This is a genomic window from Desulfitobacterium sp. LBE, from assembly GCF_007830365.1.
Lineage (GTDB): Bacteria > Bacillota > Desulfitobacteriia > Desulfitobacteriales > Desulfitobacteriaceae > Desulfitobacterium > Desulfitobacterium hafniense.
The window spans coordinates 1,701,714-1,718,574 of record NZ_VLKD01000001.1 but is presented as its reverse complement, the minus strand read 5'-3'; the positions used below and the strand labels follow the sequence as shown (position 1 = coordinate 1,718,574).

The 16,861-nt window shown below is 48.3% G+C and carries 19 protein-coding genes; all 19 read left to right on the top strand.

All coding sequences use genetic code 11. The annotated features are described in order from the left end of the window. Nucleotides 1-13 precede the first annotated feature (13 nt). The 19 genes from caiT (at nt 14) to DESLBE_RS08120 (ending at nt 16,722) form a co-directional block, all read left to right on the top strand. The gene (caiT, locus tag DESLBE_RS08210) at nt 14-1,540 is read left to right on the top strand and encodes an L-carnitine/gamma-butyrobetaine antiporter (protein ID WP_005809382.1); all 1,527 of its coding nucleotides are present in this window, start codon (nt 14-16) and stop codon (nt 1,538-1,540) included. Between the two features lie 66 nt (nt 1,541-1,606). Continuing rightward, nucleotides 1,607-2,239 carry a corrinoid protein gene (locus DESLBE_RS08205; RefSeq protein WP_144676265.1) on the top strand — a complete coding sequence of 211 codons (633 nt, stop codon included), beginning with the start codon at nt 1,607-1,609 and terminating at the stop codon, nt 2,237-2,239. A 130-nt stretch (nt 2,240-2,369) separates the two neighbouring features. Then, nucleotides 2,370-3,170, top strand: coding sequence for a methyltetrahydrofolate cobalamin methyltransferase (locus DESLBE_RS08200; protein ID WP_144676263.1), 801 nt, complete (start codon nt 2,370-2,372; stop codon nt 3,168-3,170). Nucleotides 3,171-3,207: 37 nt separating this feature from the next. Continuing rightward, entirely contained in the window at nt 3,208-5,184 is a 1,977-nt protein-coding gene (locus DESLBE_RS08195) for a hydantoinase/oxoprolinase family protein (protein ID WP_243131266.1), read from the top strand. A gap of 30 nt (nt 5,185-5,214) precedes the next feature. Continuing rightward, complete coding sequence (locus tag DESLBE_RS08190; protein ID WP_026198667.1) at nt 5,215-5,883, top strand: vitamin B12 dependent methionine synthase; 669 nt, start codon at nt 5,215-5,217, stop codon at nt 5,881-5,883. Nucleotides 5,884-5,999: 116 nt separating this feature from the next. Then, complete coding sequence (locus DESLBE_RS08185; protein ID WP_172625405.1) at nt 6,000-7,520, top strand: BCCT family transporter; 1,521 nt, start codon at nt 6,000-6,002, stop codon at nt 7,518-7,520. Further along, on the top strand, nt 7,517-7,690 hold the full coding sequence (locus DESLBE_RS26950) for a hypothetical protein (protein WP_243131265.1): 174 nt from the start codon (nt 7,517-7,519) through the stop codon (nt 7,688-7,690). The genes DESLBE_RS08185 and DESLBE_RS26950 overlap by 4 nt, the downstream gene beginning before the upstream one ends. Before the next feature lie 110 nt (nt 7,691-7,800). Then, on the top strand, nt 7,801-8,526 hold the full coding sequence (locus tag DESLBE_RS08175) for a type II toxin-antitoxin system Phd/YefM family antitoxin (RefSeq protein ID WP_144678630.1): 726 nt from the start codon (nt 7,801-7,803) through the stop codon (nt 8,524-8,526). 118 nt (nt 8,527-8,644) lie between these two features. After that, the gene (locus DESLBE_RS08170) at nt 8,645-8,962 is read left to right on the top strand and encodes a hypothetical protein (protein WP_005809368.1); all 318 of its coding nucleotides are present in this window, start codon (nt 8,645-8,647) and stop codon (nt 8,960-8,962) included. Between the two features lie 242 nt (nt 8,963-9,204). After that, the gene (locus tag DESLBE_RS08165; RefSeq protein WP_018305097.1) at nt 9,205-9,696 is read left to right on the top strand and encodes a pyridoxamine 5'-phosphate oxidase family protein; all 492 of its coding nucleotides are present in this window, start codon (nt 9,205-9,207) and stop codon (nt 9,694-9,696) included. 111 nt (nt 9,697-9,807) lie between these two features. Then, nucleotides 9,808-10,011: a hypothetical protein gene (locus tag DESLBE_RS08160; RefSeq protein ID WP_018305098.1), complete on the top strand. Its 204-nt coding sequence runs from the start codon at nt 9,808-9,810 to the stop codon at nt 10,009-10,011. Between the two features lie 159 nt (nt 10,012-10,170). Beyond that, nucleotides 10,171-10,848, top strand: coding sequence for a response regulator transcription factor (locus tag DESLBE_RS08155; protein ID WP_018305099.1), 678 nt, complete (start codon nt 10,171-10,173; stop codon nt 10,846-10,848). Then, nucleotides 10,845-11,915, top strand: coding sequence for a HAMP domain-containing sensor histidine kinase (locus DESLBE_RS08150; RefSeq protein ID WP_018305100.1), 1,071 nt, complete (start codon nt 10,845-10,847; stop codon nt 11,913-11,915). The genes DESLBE_RS08155 and DESLBE_RS08150 overlap by 4 nt, the downstream gene beginning before the upstream one ends. A gap of 145 nt (nt 11,916-12,060) precedes the next feature. Then, nucleotides 12,061-13,005 carry an ATP-binding cassette domain-containing protein gene (locus DESLBE_RS08145; RefSeq protein ID WP_018305101.1) on the top strand — a complete coding sequence of 315 codons (945 nt, stop codon included), beginning with the start codon at nt 12,061-12,063 and terminating at the stop codon, nt 13,003-13,005. Next, entirely contained in the window at nt 13,002-13,820 is an 819-nt protein-coding gene (locus tag DESLBE_RS08140; RefSeq protein WP_018305102.1) for an ABC transporter permease, read from the top strand. Before DESLBE_RS08145 ends, DESLBE_RS08140 begins: the two co-directional genes overlap by 4 nt. Before the next feature lie 85 nt (nt 13,821-13,905). Next, nucleotides 13,906-14,796, top strand: coding sequence for an alpha/beta hydrolase (locus tag DESLBE_RS08135; RefSeq protein WP_018305103.1), 891 nt, complete (start codon nt 13,906-13,908; stop codon nt 14,794-14,796). Nucleotides 14,797-14,915: 119 nt separating this feature from the next. Next, nucleotides 14,916-15,866 (top strand): hypothetical protein, encoded by a 951-nt coding sequence (locus DESLBE_RS08130; protein WP_018305104.1) that lies wholly within the window; start codon nt 14,916-14,918, stop codon nt 15,864-15,866. 95 nt (nt 15,867-15,961) lie between these two features. Further along, nucleotides 15,962-16,240 carry a YciI family protein gene (locus DESLBE_RS08125; RefSeq protein WP_005809352.1) on the top strand — a complete coding sequence of 93 codons (279 nt, stop codon included), beginning with the start codon at nt 15,962-15,964 and terminating at the stop codon, nt 16,238-16,240. Between the two features lie 83 nt (nt 16,241-16,323). Further along, on the top strand, nt 16,324-16,722 hold the full coding sequence (locus DESLBE_RS08120; RefSeq protein ID WP_018305105.1) for a winged helix DNA-binding protein: 399 nt from the start codon (nt 16,324-16,326) through the stop codon (nt 16,720-16,722). Nucleotides 16,723-16,861 lie beyond the last annotated feature (139 nt).

The window sequence follows — 16,861 nt, the reverse complement described above, 5'->3', positions numbered from 1 at the left end:
GAGGAGGGAAGTTATGAACGAGGGACAAGGTTCCGTCAAAATAGATAAAAAAATATTCTTTCCCCCGTTAGTGTTAGTTTCATTAATATGTGCCTATATTATTAAATACCCTGAAGCCGGAAGCGCTACAATCAACAAGGTGTTTGCTTTCGTTACCGGGGATTTGGGATGGGCTTACGAGCTGTTCGTCTTTGCCAACTTGGGGATCATTCTCTATTTTATCTTTGGCAAATTCGCCAATAAACGATTGGGAGATGAAAAACCGGAATTTGGTACCCTGACCTGGTTAGGCATGTTATTCAGTGCCGGAACCACGGGAACGATTTTATATTGGAGCAGCATGGAATTTTATTTCTTCCTCACGGCTCCGCCTTTTGGGGCGGAGCCCCTCTCCCCGGAAGCCTGGAAGTATTCTTTGGCTTTCAGCTTCTTCGATTGGGGAATAAGCGCTTACGGTTTGTATGTGGCTGTTGGTGTGGTTTTTGGCTACTTTTTCTACGTTCTCAAAAAGGATGTCTTCAGACCAAGCACTGCCTGCGAGGGTCTTTTAGGGGAGCGCGTCCACGGTCCGTTAGGAAAAGTTATCGATATCTTCTACATGATCGGGATCATCGCCGGTGTTGCTACCTCCATTGGTTTAGGTACCCCGATCATCAGTGAAATTTTCACTAAATTATCCGGGCAACCCCGTACTCTCGCAGTGGATGCTGTGATCATCCTGATCTGGACAGTTATTATTGCCATATCCGTTTATGGTGGTCTGGAAAAAGGAATAGCCCGTTTAAGTAATTTCCGGATTTATTTAGGATATGCTATCCTGGCTTTGGTCGCCATTTTAGGCCCAACGGCCTTTATGCTTAACAATACCTTCGACGCCCTTGGCGTTTACTTGAACGATTTTTTGCGGATGAGCTTTTATACTGACGCCCATTTGGGAACGGGATTTCCTCAAAACTGGCCGATTTTCTTCTTTGCCTGGTTTTTAGCTTTTGCCCTCAGCACAGGAATTTACCTGGCCAGGATTTCCAAAGGAAGAACGGTAAGAGAATTTACTTTAGGCGCAACATTCTCAGGTGTCCTCTGCGCTTTCTTGTATTTCGCTGTCCTGGGTAACTACAGCATCGATGCTTTCGTGAATAACAAAGTTGACATTGGCAGAATTGTTGAGGAATCAGGCGGGTTCAGAGCTGCTGTAGAAATCTGGAGTACCTTGCCCTTCAGCAGTGTTTTCCTGGTAGCTATTTTGATACTTGTGTTTATTTCCACGGCTACTTCCATCAATAGCATTGCTTACACCCTGGCCATGGTTTCATCGAACAAATTAGAAAAAGGGCAAGATCCGGCGAAATGGAACCGCTTATCCTGGGCCATCATCATTGGCGGTCTTTCTCTGACCTTAATGTTCCTGGGAGGACTGACACCTCTGCAAACGGCGGCAACGGCTGGTTCTTTGCCGACGATGATCATTATGGCCATCATCTTGATCGGGTTTTTCAAAACTGCGGGGAAATCCTGGGGAGAAGAATCCGACAAACAGTAAGCTGGGTGTAATGGTAAGCTGAGTGTATTTGAAAAGATATATTATTTTGACAAGGAGGAGTAACTCATGAGCGATTTAACGAAGTTAGCGGATACTGTTTTCCGGGGGGATTTTGGCAATGCCGGTCAAATCACCAAGGAGCTTATCGATAGTGGGGTGGAGCCTTTAACCATCATCAATCAGGGGCTGATCGCCGGTATGGATATCGTAGCCCCTAAGTTTAAAGCCGGGGAAATGTTTGTGCCGGAGGTTATGATGGCGGCCAGAGCCATGGCCGTGGGCATGGAGGTGGTTAAGCCTTTGATTCAGGATGCTGATATTCCTTCCAAGGGAACGATCCTCATTGGCACGGTGGCCGGGGATCTCCACGATATCGGCAAAAACCTGGTGATCATGATTCTGGAAAGCGGCGGCTTTAAGGTTGTGGATTTGGGTGTGGATGTCTCGGTGGAAAAATTCGTGGCAGCGGCCAAGCAATATAATCCTCAGGTCATCGGTATGTCCGCCTTGTTGACAACGACCATGACGGCGATGAAGGATACCATTGATGCCCTGACAGAAGCCGGTTTGCGCCAGAGCTTAAAGGTTATTGTGGGCGGAGCACCTTTATCCCAGGAATTTGCCAGCCAAATCGGTGCGGACGGTTATGCGGCGGATGCCATGGCCGCCAAGGAGCTGTGTGAGAAACTGGCGGTTTAACTTACGGTCAAGGCTGGTTTTAAGTGTTGCAGAGTACCAGCGGGATACGGTTCAGGTAGTCATACCACTACCTGAACCCTTTTGAACTTACTGTCCGGGAAAATAAAACGAAGAGAAAGTGGGTTATGAGATGCTAATTATCGGAGAACTGATCAATACCAGCAGAAAAGCGATTAAAGAAGCAGTAGAAAAGAAAGATGCTGAGTATATCAAACAAGTGGCCAGGGAGCAGTTGGAAGCCGGAGCCAATTATATTGATGTCAACTGCGGAACGATGGTGAATAACGAGGCCGAGGTCATGGAATGGCTGGTTAATACGGTCCAGGAAGCGGTGGAGGCTCCCCTCAGTATTGACAGCCCCGATCCCAAAGCTATTGAAGCGGGTTTAAGGCTTGCTAAATACGGTCAGCCCATGATCAACTCCATTTCCGACGAGAAGGAGCGTTTTGAGGCGGTCCTGCCCTTAGCGGTTAAGTACAAGGCGAAACTTGTGGCCTTATGTATGGATGATACGGGCATGCCGGAAACCGGTGAGGATCGGGTGCGTGTTGCCCAAAGCCTCTATCAGAAGCTCACGGCAGCCGGTGTGGCAGACGAAAATATTTACTTTGATCCCCTGGTTAAGCCGATCAGTGCGGTGGAAAAAGCGGGTGTTGAAGTATTGGAGTCCATCAAACTGATTAAGCAGTTATACCCTAAGGTGCATTTTACCTGCGGCCTCAGCAATGTTTCCTATGGGCTGCCCAACCGCAAAGTATTAAACAGGCTGTTCGTGGTCCAGACCATGACCATGGGGATGGATGGTTATATTCTCAATCCTACCGATAAAGGGATGATGGGGGTTGTGTATGCATCCCTGGCGTTATTGGGTCAGGACTCCTATTGTATGAATTACCTGACGGCTCACCGCAAGGGCTTATACGAAGACTGATTTGCAGAGCAGAGGTTGGTTAGGGGGGCGGATTCCGTTGCTATTAGGGATCGATACAGGCGGAACATATACCGATGGTGTGCTTTTAGACTCCAGGCAGCAGGTCATCGCCAAGGCCAAAGCCTTGACCACTCATCAGGATTTGGTCATTGGTATTCGCAATTGCCTGATTAATCTTCAGGAGCATGGTGGGCAGCAGGTCCATGATTGGCAGCAGATCAGGCTCGTCTCTTTATCGACGACATTGGCGACTAATGCTGTGGTGGAAGGGCGCGGGTGCGAGGCAGGGCTATTATTGATCGGAAGTGAGCCTGCCGGCACCCTCCCTACCCAGCATTATGCAGTGCTGCAGGGAGGGCACGATATCTCCGGCAATCCCCAAGCCGATCTGAATCCTGGGGAAATCCGCGCAACCCTCGTTCAATGGCAGGGAAAAGTGGATGCCATAGCCATTTCAGGGTATTTAAGCGTTCGAAACCCTGAACACGAACTGCGGGTACGGGAGCTTGTGGATGAAGTATTAGGTGTCCCGGTGGTGTGTGCCCACGAGCTTACATCCTCTTTAGGTTTCCAGGAGCGTACCGTTACGGCGGTCTTAAATGCCAAACTGATTCCCGTCATTCAAGCATTGATGGTGTCGGTAAAAACAGTATTAAGGGAATTTAAGATTCAGGCCAGGTTGATGATCGTTAAAGGGGATGGCACCCTATTGACAGAGGAAGGGGCTATGGCGAAACCCATTGAGACCCTTCTTTCCGGTCCCGCTTCCAGCATTGTCGGAGCGACGGCTTTAACAGGGGCTGAGCGGGCAATCATTCTGGACATGGGAGGAACAACCACAGATATCGCCGTGTTAAAAGATGGTGTTCCCAAGGTGAACCCGGCCGGGGCGACTGTGGGGGGATGGCTGACCCGGGTCCGGGCCGCTGCTATCTTTACTTACGGACTGGGTGGCGACAGCTATATTAAGATCGATAACAAAGGTCAGGTATTGGTTGGCCCCCAGCGGGTCTGGCCCTTGGCCATGGCTGCGGGGCAGTACCCTTACCTTGTTGAAGAGCTGCAGGAGCAGCTGGAGGCGGTGTGGACGGTGCCTTTTGCCCAGCCCGCGGACAGTTATATTTTTCTCAAAGACAAAACTCCCCTGACCTTGAATGAGGTGGAATCGGCAGCCCTGCAAAACCTGAAATCCGGACCCCATACTCATTTAACTCTGGCCAAACAGTTGGGTATAGAGCCGCACTTTTTAAATCTGCAACGTCTCGTGGAATTTGGGCTGCTGGTTAAAGCATCGGTTACCCCCACGGATCTTCTGCATGTCCGGGGGTCCTATACTCCGGGGAATGTCAGCGCTGCCCAACTGGGGATAAAGATGATGGCCCACAGACTGGGTGTGTCTGCTGAGGAGTTCATCGACCTGGCGCTGCATCAGGTGACAGAAAAGCTGAGCCTGGCTTTGTTGGAGAGTATGTTAAATTATACAAAAGGGTCCGGTCACAGCAAGGGGAGCCTTCAAGCGGAAATTTTTTTGGATGAGCTGTTTGCGCCTTGCCCGGAAAGACCTTTAAATCTGTCGGTGCAGGTGAACTTCCCGGTGATTGCCATCGGGGCGCCGGTCAAGGATTATTTGCCTAAGGTTGCTGAGAAGTTACAGTGCCGCCTGATTATTCCCGGGCATTCTGAAGTGGCCAATGCCGTAGGGGCTGCTTCAGGCCGGCACATAGAGACCCTGGAGGCCCTGATTCGGCACACCGCCCAAGGTGACTTTATCCTGCATAGTCCTTGGGAGCGCAGAACCTTTGCCGATTTGACGGAGGCTAAAGACTATGCCCGCCGGCAATTTGAAGAAGCGGCGGCGCGTTCGGCAGAGAAGGCGGGTGTCGTTGATTACGAAGTGATGGTGAATTTTGCCGACGAGCATCTGGCCGGTACAAGTTATGCCAAAGGTTTGTACCTTTATACGAAAGTTCAGGCAGCGATTATAGGCCGTCCCCATTGGTTGGATGCCGATTAGCTTGCCGGTTAGGTTAAGGAGGTGCTGAAGATGGAACCGGTTGTTCTGGACTCTGTTTCTTTCAATGTCAGTCTGCCCGATCTGCTGAAAGAACTGCATGTCAGACCATCCTATGTCAATAAGTTTGAAGCCTTGGTTGAACAGGCCACGGCCATCGCCCGCCCTAAAGCAGTGTATAAAAAAGCTGTTCTGGAAGCGAGTGGGGACAGCTCTGTGGTGATTGAGGGAGTTGAGCTAAACAGCCGGGTGCTCAGGGTTAATTTGCGTGAGGTGAGTGACTTTTTCCCGGCCGTTGTGACCTGTGGCGAAGAGCTTGCGGCATGGGCGAATTCCATTGATGACATGGTGTTAAATTTCTGGGCCAACGCCTTAAGTGAAAAAGCCATGCGTTCAGCCAAAGCCGCTCTGGAGGTTCATCTGCAGGAGAATTATAAAACAGACTCCCTTGCCCAGATGAATCCGGGTTCGGTTGTGGATTGGAGTATTTTGGAACAAAGGAAACTGCTGGCCATAATCGGGGATGTCAAAGAACTGATAGGGGTTGAGCTGACAAGCAGCTCCTTGCTGCTGCCCTTGAAATCTATTTCCGGGATTTGGTTTCCCAACGAGAACTATGAGAATTGTATGTTATGTCCTAAACAATGTCCTAACAGAAAAGCTGTATATGATCCGGATATGTACGAGCGAATAATTCAATGAAGCTTTTGATCAAAAACATAAACACGCTGTTGTCAAGAACTTGAATGACAGGTTGATGCTATTGCCCGGATGAATCCGGGCTCTGTTGTAGAGTGGAGTATTCTATGGAGGGTTCTATGAAAAGTGTGAGTAAAGTAGATAAACCGATAATCTGGAGTTCACTGCTCGTTTCGTCAGCCTTTATCATCGCTACACTGGTGACTCCATCGGGTGTTTCCCAAATCCTCAATGCCATTTTTTCTTTTTTCACTAAGAATATGGGTTGGGCTTATATGTTAGCGGCGGCTGGGTTTGTTGCCTTTGGTATTGGTCTGGCCGTAAGCAAATACGGCCATATCAAGCTTGGTAAGGACGATGAAGAGCCGGAGTACAGCCGGGGTAGCTGGTTTGCCATGCTGTTTGCTACAGGCATGGGCGTCGGTCTGGTGTTCTGGGGCGCTGCCGAGCCGATTATGCATTTTGACACCTCTCCTTTCGCAGCCAACAGGACGCCGGAAGCAGCCAGCATTGCCATGCGTACGGTGTTTTTCCACTGGGGGCTGCATCCCTGGGCTTTGTATGGAGTGGTGGCAATGTCTCTGGCTTATTTTCAATTCCGCAAAGGCCTGCCCGGCCTAATCAGTTCCACATTTTACCCGTTAATCGGAGAGAAGGGCATCAGAGGTCCGGTTGGCAAAATCATTGATGTCATTGCCGTTGTCGTAACGCTATTCGGAGTCGCGACATCCCTCGGACTGGGCACCCAACAGCTTACCACCGGAATGAATTACGTCTATGGTCTGCCGAACACCACCTCTATGGCCCTGGTAATAATCGCGATCATCACCGCTTTGTTTACCATTGCGGCTGCCAGCGGAATTGATAAAGGCATTAAATTCGTCAGCAATACCAATATGGTTCTTGCCTTCCCGCTGATGCTCTTCCTCCTGATCGCCGGACCGACAAAATATATCCTGAATACTTTCTTTGAATCCATGGGTAATTATCTGCAAAACTTTGTGTCCCTGAGCTTTTTTCTGGATACTCAGGGAGCTGTGGCCGAACGTACAGGTTATGATTGGGTTGGTTCCTGGTCGGTTTTTTACTGGGCCTGGTGGATCACCTGGGCTCCCTTTGTGGGAAGCTTTATTGCCCGGATTTCCAGAGGGAGAACCATTCGTGAATTTGTACTGGGTATCCTTGTTGCGCCCCCCTTGTTAAGTGCCATATGGTTCAGCATCGTCGGCGGCAGCGCGCTTCACATCGAGTTGTTTGGCAGTGGAGGAATTAGCGCCGCCGTTGCCGAAGATGTCTCCAGCGGTATTTTTGCCATGCTCAGTCATTTCCCTTTAAGCGGTCCTGTGGCTTTGCTGACGATGATCTTATTGGCGATATTTTTCATCACTTCGGCTGAGTCCGCGACCTTCGTTGTCGGCATGTTTACTTCCGGCGGCGATCTTAATCCGGATGCCAGGCTGAAAATTGTTTGGGGTGTTGTGGAGGGAGCCATAGCTGCCATGCTTCTCGTTGCCGGCGGGCTTTCCGCAGTTCAGACAGTCGCCTTTATCTTTAGTTTTCCTTTCATGATCATTATGATCCTGATGGTAGTGAGCATGGTTAAGGCCTTGGGCGAGGGTGAGAAGAAGCCGCTGCAGTGATGCAGTCCCTCGCCCAAAAGTACACCACCCCGGAACATACCGGATTGCTCTATGCTTTGGAGCTGGTATGTTCCGCCCTTTTTGCCTTTGTCTTTTTGCGGGAAGTGCATTCTCATTCCCAATGTAAAATTGCCAGGGGCGGAGGTGGAAAAATAAGAAGCAGGAGATAAGTAAAATCCAGCTGACGAATTTTGATTAGCTAATTACTAAAAGATGAACTTGACATATTAGCTAGATTTATGAATAATTGTAGTTAAATAGCTAATGTGGAGGGCTGATGATGAGAGTTCCTTCGACGGAGGTCCAGAATAATTTTGGCAAGTATTTAAAATTTGTGGAGGTCAATGAAGAGATCATTGTGACCAAAAACGGTAAGGATATCGCCAGAATCCTGCCTTGTGACGACCCCCAGAAAAGTCTGGTGGCGGAAGGGGCCGCTGAATATCAAACCCGTGAAGGAAGGGTGACTTACGAAGAGTTTCTGGAGCTGGTGGAGGCTTCCGAGCAGCGTTTTGAGCTGATCGACGGCGTCATCTATAATCTGGCGTCTCCTTCTTATGAGCACCAATATGCTGTTAATGAAATTCATGGCACATTCTATAACTGGTTCAAGAATAAGAAATGTATTCCTCTCACGTCACCTTTTGACATTACCCTGTTCAAGGCCGAAGACAATATTTGTGTTGTCCAGCCGGATATTATCGTGATCTGCGACAGGGATAATATGGATCCAAAAGGCAAGTACCGAGGGGTGCCAACTCTGGTGGTTGAAGTCCTTTCACCTTCCACCAGAAGTAAGGATATCCTGAAAAAGCTGGAGCTTTACAAACAATGCGGAATTAAGGAATACTGGATGGTCGATCCGAAAAACAACCTGGTAACCATTTATAGCCTTGACCAAAATGAGATAACCGACAGCGCGGCCTTTCATAAAGGGGCTCATGATTATGTAGAGTCGGCCTGTTTTAAGGGACTGAAGGCAGCGCTGGCGGATATGTTTTTATAGTGGATGAGATTAGAGCCCAAAAACATCATAAAATGTTATCTGAAAAGGCGGAAATTACTATTTTTGAAGATTACTTAAAATGAAGAAATGGGGAAATAGAGAAAGGAGATAGAAGTACATGGTGGAAGTAAAAGTGAACCCGGGTGTCTGTGGTCTGAAATCCCTCATCAAGGTGAATTCCGAAGATAAGCAAAAGGCCCTGATTGAATTTCAGACAGCCTGCCCCAATCTTAAGCCTTTGGAACAGGAACTGAAAGAAGTGGATGGATTTAAAGAGTGTTTTGCCAAGCTGGGGGAATCTCAGGTCTATGAACTGGGCAAGAAATACTGCAAGCATCCTGCCTGTCCCGTACCATCCGCTGTCATAAAAGGGATTGAGGTCGCCTGCGGGTTGGCATTACCCCGAGATGTTGAGATCAAAATAGAAAAACTTTAGTGGAATTGATTAACAAAGGTGCTATAAAAGCTTATTCATTTCGGGTGAATGGGCTTTTCTGGCTTTTGGCTCTAAATCCTTTACAAGCAATGGGGTATTATGGAATACTAGATGGTAAATCAGCAAAGCGAGCTGGTGGGCAGATGGTCCATGGCTATATACAAGGCAGGCGGCTCACAGCTCGCGGACTTGTGCATACCGGTACCGGTCAAGAATTTAGGAATAGAAGGAAGGAAATATCAATGTTCAGAGAGATGAGAAGAGGTAAACAATTATTATCAAGGGAAGATACCGTGGCCGTCATGAACAGATGCACAAATGGTGTTCTGGCTTGCCTGGGTGATGATGACTACCCTTACGCCGTTCCCCTCAACTATGTCTATTTCAATGATAAGATCTACTTTCATATAGCAAAAGCCGGACATAAATTCGAGGCCATGATAAAGAATCCCAAGGTATCCTTTGCAGTAATCGATGAAGATACCATAGTAAGTGCAGAATATACGTCCTATTTCCGCAGCGTGATCGCTTTTGGCAAAGCAAGAATTGTGGAAGGCGATGAACGGCTGGAAGCTTTTCAGGCTTTGGTGGAAAAGTATTCAGGGGATCAGTCTGAAGAAGCCAAACAGCAGGAGATAAGCAAATGTACCCAAGCTTACATTATGGCTATTGACGTCGAACACATCACCGGCAAGGAAGCCAAAGAATACGCCAGAGCTAAACAGCCCTGCTGATTATACTGAGCTTGCCGCAGAACACTCTTTGACAACGGCGTAAATGATTTAAAAAGCCTACCTTTAATTTTGCCCACTGCTGTGCTAACATAAGCTCAGGAGGGATAGACGATGGACAATGCTGTATTAGAATCTATATTAAGCGAACTTAAGCTAATGCATGTAGAGCTTAAGCGTCTTGACAAAATCGAGAAGTCTGTAAAATCCATCCAGAAAGATGTGTCGGACATAAATAAACACATTGAGAAGGGTCTTTACGTCGATCTTGAACGCGTTAAAGAACGTGTAACAAGGTTGGAGCAAAAAATTATATAACCTCTAAGCAAGCGGAGGGCAAAATTAAGGGCAAGGATTCTAAGCATCGTCAAACTGACTGTGCTTTTTGTTTTATCTTAAGATGAAATTCGTTTAACTTCCGTTTACATTGATGTAGTACCCTGCATACAAAGTGACGCAGTGGCGAGGTGAATGATGATGAGCAAAATTATGATTGTGGACGACGACCCGACGATCCGGGAACTGGTCTGCACCCTTTTGAAAAACGACGGGTTTGCAACGTGTGAAGCCAGGGACGGCTGCGAGGCGCTGGAAAAAATAAGCGAGGCGAACCCCAGCCTGGCGGTGATTGATCTGATGATGCCGAATATGGACGGTTATGAGCTTTGCCGCCAACTGCGGCAGTATTACAAGGATCTGCCCGTCCTGATGCTGACGGCGAAACATGAAAAGCCCGACAAAGTGAAAGGGTTTGAAGCCGGGACGGACGATTATCTGACGAAACCCTTTGATGGGGACGAACTGCTCCTGCGGGTCAAAGCGCTTATGCGGCGATACAGAATTGAAGCCTCCCAAACCATTCAAATCGGTTATGTCACCCTTGACAAAAACAGCTATTCCGTCATCCTCAACGGGGTGGGTGAGGATATTCCTATGAAGGAATTTGAGCTGCTGTTCAAACTGGGAGGCTTTCCCGGACGGACCTTTACCCGGGACCAGCTCCTTGAGGGCGTGTGGGGCTATGATTTTGACGGTAATGAGCGAACGCTGGATGTACACATTGGCCGCTTGCGCGAACGGTTTCCCGCCGAGAAATCCGGCTTTAAGATTACCACCGTGCGGGGGTTGGGCTATCGGCTGGAGGTGCAGGTATGAGGAATGAACGTCCCAGACCGGGACCTCTTTCTGTGATCCGGGGAATTTTGATGCTGATCCTGGTCTATGGCAGCGCCTTGGCGGGAGGATATGGGATCACGGCCCTGATTTACCGTGTCACAGGGCCGCCGTCGGAGCTGCTGCGGCAAGTGTTTTCCGGTCTCACGGCGTTGGCCCTTATTGCCATGGTGATAGGGCTGACAGCCTCATGGCGCATGCGGAGGGGACAAAGACCCCATGAAAACATCCATGATATCCTGACCGATGCTCTGGCCCAGATCGCCCGAGGGAATTTTGATGTATTTCTGGACGCCAAAGCAACCGATATGCATCATGACCTGGCCGAAGCCATCAATGACATGGCCCGGGGACTTGGCAATCTGGAAACCATGCGACAGGACTTTATCTCCAACGTCTCCCATGAGATCCAATCGCCCCTCACCTCCATCAGCGGGTTTGCGGGGCTGCTGAAAAAAGAGGATTTACCCACCGAACAGCGCCGGCGCTATGCGGAGATTATTGAAGCGGAGAGCAAGCGGCTATCCAGCCTGAGTGAAAACCTGCTGAAGCTGACCACCCTGGATAACAGCAAACTGCCTTTGAACAGGCAGGATTTCCGACTGGATAAACAATTGGAAAATGTCGCCCTGCTGTTGGAACCCCAATGGTCGGCAAAGAACCTGACCCTGGAGGCGGATCTACCCCTATGCATCCTTTGTGGCGATGAAGATCTGCTGTCCCAGGTATGGACCAACCTCCTGCATAACGCTATTAAGTTTACGCCGGAAGGCGGACAGATCAGCATAGGGTTGAGACAGGAAGGCGATACAGCCCAGGTGACCATTGGGGATACCGGCATCGGGATTGGGCCGGAGGACCGGATTCATATCTTTGAGCGGTTTTATAAGGCCGACAAAGCCCGCGCCCGTTCGGCAGGCGGCAACGGACTGGGGCTTTCCCTGGTCAAAAAGATTGTAGACCTGCATGAAGGAAGCATAAGGGTCGAGAGTACCATCGGCAAAGGGACAACCTTTGAAATTTTTCTGCCTGGTTTACATTGCGTTTAAACTCCATTTAACCTCCGTTTATTTTGAACCTTTACCATAGGGGTATCAAAGGAAACGGAGGTTTTGCTATGTCAGTGATTATGCTCTTATTTTATGGAATGAACAAACTAATACGCTCTATTCTGGTCAAAAAGGAGGGGTCATCATGGGCGTAATCGAGGTGAAGAATCTGGTTAAGCAGTACAAAAGCGCCAAAACCCCGTCTGTGGATGGAGTCAGCTTTACGGTGAACAAGGGGGAGTTCTTTGCTTTTCTCGGCCCCAATGGTGCAGGCAAAACCACCACGATCTCTATTCTCACCACCACCCTTTCTAAAACTTCCGGAGAGGTGAACATTGCCGGGTTTGATGTAGAAAAAGAAGCGCAGCAGGTGCGGGAAAAAATAGGCATCATTTTTCAGAAGCCCAGCCTGGACGTTCAGCTTACCGCAGAGCAAAATATCCGCTTCCACGCCGCACTCTATGGCATGTGCACCTATCAGCCCAGCTTTAAGCTTATGCCGGCCCCCTATCGCAAGCGGGTGTTGGACTTAGCTGAAATTGTGGGCATTGAGGATGCCTTGTTCAAGCCGGTCAAAAACCTTTCGGGCGGAATGCAGCGCAAGCTGGAGATCATCCGCAGCCTGATGCACACGCCCGAGGTTCTGTTCCTTGACGAACCGACCCAGGGATTGGATGCGGTAAGCCGCAGGGGGCTGTGGGATTATATCGATAGGGTGCGCCAGGAGTACGGTACGACGGTGTTTCTCACCACCCACTATATTGATGAAGCGGAAAAGGTGGATAAAGTTTGTATTATCAACCACGGCAAAATCGCGGCTTGCCAGTCCCCGACTGAATTGAAACAAAGCTTGCTCCGCCAGGAGCTGATTGTGGACGCTGCCGACAGAAACGCTTTAACCGCCGAACTGTCCGGGTTAAATCTGTCCTATAAGTTCAACGGACAGATCAGTGTCCCCCTGCAGGGGCAAACAGCGCAGGAACTGATCGCCAGGCTGCAAACACCGCTGACGGTACTCAGAATCCATGAACCGTCCTTAGAGGACGCCTATATCGAGTTCTTAAACAAATCAGGAGGTGAAGCACAATGAGCGGGCAGGTTTTAACCCGGAAAAAGTCCCGGATCTATCGGGAGGCAAGTACAGTTCTGGCGATTTTCGCAAGGGAGGTTACCGTGGCCTTGAAATCCCCCGGCACTTTGATCATGAGCCTGGCTATGCCCATGATCATGATGGGCATGATCGGCGGCAATCTGATGCAGAACATGGCGGGGGGCCTCGGCTTTCAGTTCGGTACTTTCATGCTGGTGGGGATGCTGGTGAACATGTTGTTTATGACCACCACCATGGGAGTGGCTTCCTTAGTGGACGACCATGACTCTAATTTCAGTGAAGAGATGCTGATTGCTCCGGTATCCCGCTATGGGATCGTGAACGGCAAGATTTTTGGCTCCATGTTCGGCGCTGTCCTCAGTATGGTGGGAACGCTGATTGTCGGATTGATCATGGGCATCACCCTGCCCTTCACCCAGTTGCTGTTGATTTTGGCGCTGTCCCCTTTGATCTGTCTTTCAGCCGGGGCTCTGGCCATGATTCTGATTGGGCTGATTCAAAATAGAAAGACGGCGAACCTGGCTGTTATGCTGATCACCATGCCGCAAATGTTTTTATCGGGCGCAATTATTCCCATTAATCATTCCAGCGGGGTTTTACTGGTTTTGAGCCGGATGATGCCCATGACCTATTGCCTGGACCTGGTGCGGGCGGTGGTGTATAGGGGTACACCGGAATACAGCAGTGTGGTGATGTTTAATCCGGTGGTCAATTTTGCCGCTATTGTCGGGCTGACAGTGCTTTGCCTGATCATCGGCACCTTCTTTTTCGCCAGGAGCGAAAAAAACCGATAGAATAGGGGCCATTATCGCTATTAAGGCCGGGAAAGTATATAATAAGTATAGGGAACCAAGCACCATATCTAAGGAGATTTATGAAATGGCTGATCATTTAACGGTAAAACAATTGAAGTTGGAAAATGGTGAAACATTGGCTTATCGGGAAGCCGGCAATGGCAATAATATTTTGCTTCTGGTACATGGCAATATGAGCTCGGGAGTTCATTTTCTGCCCATAGCTGAAAGACTGCCGCCGGGCTTCAAAGCCTATATCATCGATTTGCGAGGGTTTGGCGACAGCACCTATAATAATAGAATCGATACGATCAAAGAGCTTTCTGATGATCTGTCTGCCTTTGTCAATAAATTGGCAGTGGAGAATTTTACAATAATAGGCTGGTCTGCGGGAGGAAGCGTGTGCTTGCAGTTTAGTGCCGATTATCCGGATAGAGTAAAGAAAATCGTACTGATAGACTCTGTAGGCCATAGCGGCTGCCCTCTGTTTAAAAAAGATGAGCAGGGGAAAGTGCTGATGGGGCAGGTCTATAAAGATAGGGCGGAAATGGCTGAAGACCCGGAAGTCGCTCCCTGCCTTCAGGCGATTGAAAATAAGAATTTTCAGACGATGAGCATTTTATGGGACAGAGCTATTTATTCTCACCGCAAACCCTTGCCGGAAGACAATAAACTGTATATCAATGCAACCTTAAAGCAGCGGAATTTAGTAGATATCTACTGGGCCTTGGCCTTATTTAATATTTCTGATAAACACAATGGGTACACGGAGGGCACTAACCTGATCAATAAAATAAAGGCCCCGGTGCTGAGCCTTTGGGGTGAGAAGGATAGTATCATACCGGAAGCTGCTGCCAAAGGAACTGTTGAGGCTTTGGGAGAAAAAGGGGAGCTGATCGTTTTAAAAGACAGCGGTCACTCTCCATTAATTGATTGCCCCGATGTGCTGATGAAGAAGATAGCTGATTTTCGGTAACGTACGAGCGGATGCTCTCCACCAGCCGATGGGGAAGAGTTCAAATGATGCAGCGCTGCAACATTTGAACTCTGCTCAGAGGCTCTTTTGGGAAAGAGCCGACAGAGGATCGGGAACAATTGCCGGATCTGTCCGGCAAGGGAAATAGCCAGGCAGGGAATAGCCAGGTCCCGGCCCCATGGATTATGGTGCTCGAAAGGAAAGTGAATCCATTGCTCTTACAAAGGCTGATACCAATTATGACAGCGGTGCCTTCTATAGCCATAGGAGTGCTGGCCATGTATCTAAATCATGTTCCAGCTCTGGTTTGGGGCCAAAATATTGTCTGTTTTCTGGCAATGTGCTTGATTTACTGGATAGTGGTTACATACAAGTTTGATTTCTTCAGTGGCAGTAAACATAAAACCATCCTCTTGTCCCTCGCCATGTGCCTTATATTGTTGACTTTTCTAAACCCCGGCATGGAAGGCGTACACCGGTGGATATCGATTGGAATCATAAGGCTTAACATCGCCATGATTGTATTGCCAATAATTATGATTAGGATAGGACAGCTAGTGCAGACGAAAGAACTTGGGTTGGGCAGCATTGCGGCAATAGGGACAGTATTTATGTTGCTTCTTCAGTCGGATGCTTCCCAATTGGCTGGGTTTGCGATCCCAATGATGATTTTGATCGGCAGCCAGACGAAAAGTAAACGATTACGTTTATTTATACTAAGCGTTTTTTCAGTATGTACTATTTTATCCTGGGTGTATCTGGACAATCTGCCTCCAGTAAATCATGTGGAGGGAATAGTAAGTATGGTAGCGGATATAGGGTTCTTGTGGTTAATTATGGCAATGGTTTCCCTGGCAATCTTACCGATACCTTTTCTATTATTTCCTCCTGAAAATGCCGGGTTAATTTCAAGATGCATCGGCGTTTATTATCTCATCATTCTAGTTGCCACAGTGCCTGGCAACTTTCCCGTCCCCTTGATGGGATATGGTCTGTCACCGATCATCGGCTATTTTATATCCCTAATTTGGTATATGCGCTCCCGGTATGCCAATCAAGTATACCGGTGAAAATGGGCTGCACATTCACGTGGGAGGTACTTATCGAGTAGAAGAGGAAAGCTGGAAGCAATTTTGTAAGGTGTGAACAAGGGAGATGGACGATAATGTATGTATATTTAATGAAGAACATAAAGCCTCTTCATGAGGAAATCATCAAGGACCACGTGGAATATTTAAAAGAATTGAAGAGTCAGGGCAGACTTGTACTTTGCGGGCCTTTTACAGATTATCCTGGGGGAATGGTCGTTCTCCTGGCTGAGGATTTAGCTGAAGCTACCAGTATAGCTCAAGCGGATCCTTTTATTGCCTCAGGATGCAAATCCTTTGAGATGAGAACCTTGGCAGAAGCCAATGAGGGGAATAATTATCTGCTGGGAGAATAGCCAAGGAACGGCTTGCATTTGCTTTGATATCAAATTATAATTTGTTCATGAAGCAGATAGAGACAGATAATACAATTAATCTAATGAGCAGAATCAATGAGCGGGCCAATCGTTTTATCCTCGCTGAGCTTGAAAAGCGGGAGATTACGGATATAGCTCCTTCCCACGGGGCTGTGTTGGCCGCTTTATTCCGGGACTCCGAATTAACCATGAGCGAAATTGCCCAACGAGTCAACCGGGATCGTTCCACAGTCACCAATTCGGTGAATAAGTTGATCGATTCAGGTTATCTGGCGACGATGAAGAATGCTCAGGATAGCCGGTCAACCCTGGTTTTTCTTACTCCAAAAGGAAGAGAGTTGGAACCGGCTTTTTTTGAGATCTCCCAAAGCTTGGCTAGGTTGGAGTACCAAGGGATCAGTGCTGAAGAAAGGGAAAGCTTCCGAAAGGTCCTGGAGCGCATCTATATGAACTTTTCCTGATCAATAGGGCATCGGGATCAATATAACATCGGGATAAAGAAGGTATCTAAATAATGTCCATCAAAAAAAGCAACCAAGACTGAGGGCTGTCCGTTGACAGGGCAGATCAAAACTTGGTTGCTTTTAAATTTACTTTTGC